The sequence below is a fragment of the Microbacterium sp. Leaf351 genome, from assembly GCF_001423825.1.
Taxonomy (GTDB): domain Bacteria; phylum Actinomycetota; class Actinomycetes; order Actinomycetales; family Microbacteriaceae; genus Microbacterium; species Microbacterium ginsengisoli.
On the sequence record NZ_LMPK01000023.1, the window covers coordinates 74140 to 75139 of the forward strand.

1 protein-coding gene and 1 pseudogene are annotated in these 1000 nt (G+C 68.4%); both read right to left on the bottom strand.

What is annotated here, in order from left to right; genetic code table 11:
- Positions 1–642: pseudogene (locus ASG00_RS17755) on the bottom strand (amidohydrolase family protein); the annotation flags it as partial.
- Positions 643–686: 44 nt separating this feature from the next.
- Positions 687–1000: nitrilase-related carbon-nitrogen hydrolase (locus tag ASG00_RS17760; protein ID WP_442922624.1), on the bottom strand; the 314-nt coding region annotated here is incomplete at its 5' end.

A 1000-nucleotide genomic window follows, 5' to 3' on the forward strand; every position in this document is an offset into this window, starting at 1 on the left:
GTACGGGCTGGTCTTCCCGGCCTCGAGCGCCTGCTGCACGAGCACGTCGATGATCGCGCCGTTCTCGGCGTGCATCATCATCATCGCGCCGTTGTCGGCGCCCTTCTGGAACGCCCGCAGGATCTGCCCGTCGTCCGAGAGGAAGACGCCCTTGTAGGCCATGAAGAGCTTGAAGGATGTCACGCCCTCGGCGATCAGCTCGTCCATCGCGGTCAGCGACGAGTCCTGCACGTCGGAGAGGATCTGGTGGAACCCGTAGTCGATCGCGCAGTTGCCGGCGGCCTTCTCGTGCCACGCGTGGTACTGCTCGAGGATGTTCTGCTCGGGGTACTGCACGACGAAGTCGACGATGCTCGTCGTGCCGCCGATCGCGGCGGCACGGGTGCCGGTCTCGAAGGTGTCGCTGGCGAAGGTGCCGCCGAAGGGCATCTCCATGTGGGTGTGGGCGTCGATGCCGCCGGGGATGACGTACTTGCCGGTCGCGTCGACGACGGTGTCGACCGAGCGGGCGAGGTCGTGCCCGAGCAGTGTCGAGCCGGGCGCGAGCACCGCGACGATGGTCTCGCCGTCGATGAGCACGTCGGCGTCGCCCGTGCCGGTCGCGTTGACGACGGTGCCGCCGGTGATGAGGGTCGTGGCCATGGGTCGCTCCTGTCGAATCGGATGCCGCTGCGCGCCGGTCGGGCTCAGGGAGCCGTGATCTCGTCGTAGGTGTCGGGGCGGCGGTCGCGGAAGAACTGCCAGTCGTCGCGCATCTCCTGCACGAGGTCCATGTCGAGGTCGCGGATGAGGATCTCCTCGGACTCGCCCGAGCCGAGCGCGCCGACGTAGTTGCCGCGCGGGTCGACGATCTGGCTGGTGCCGTAGAAGGTGACCGCCTCGTCGCCGTACTCGTTGTCCTCGCGGCCGACGCGGTTGGGGGCGAGGACGAAGTAGCCGTTCGCGACCGCCGCGGCGGGCTGCTCGATCTCCCAGAGGCGGTTCGAGAGGCCTGGCTTGG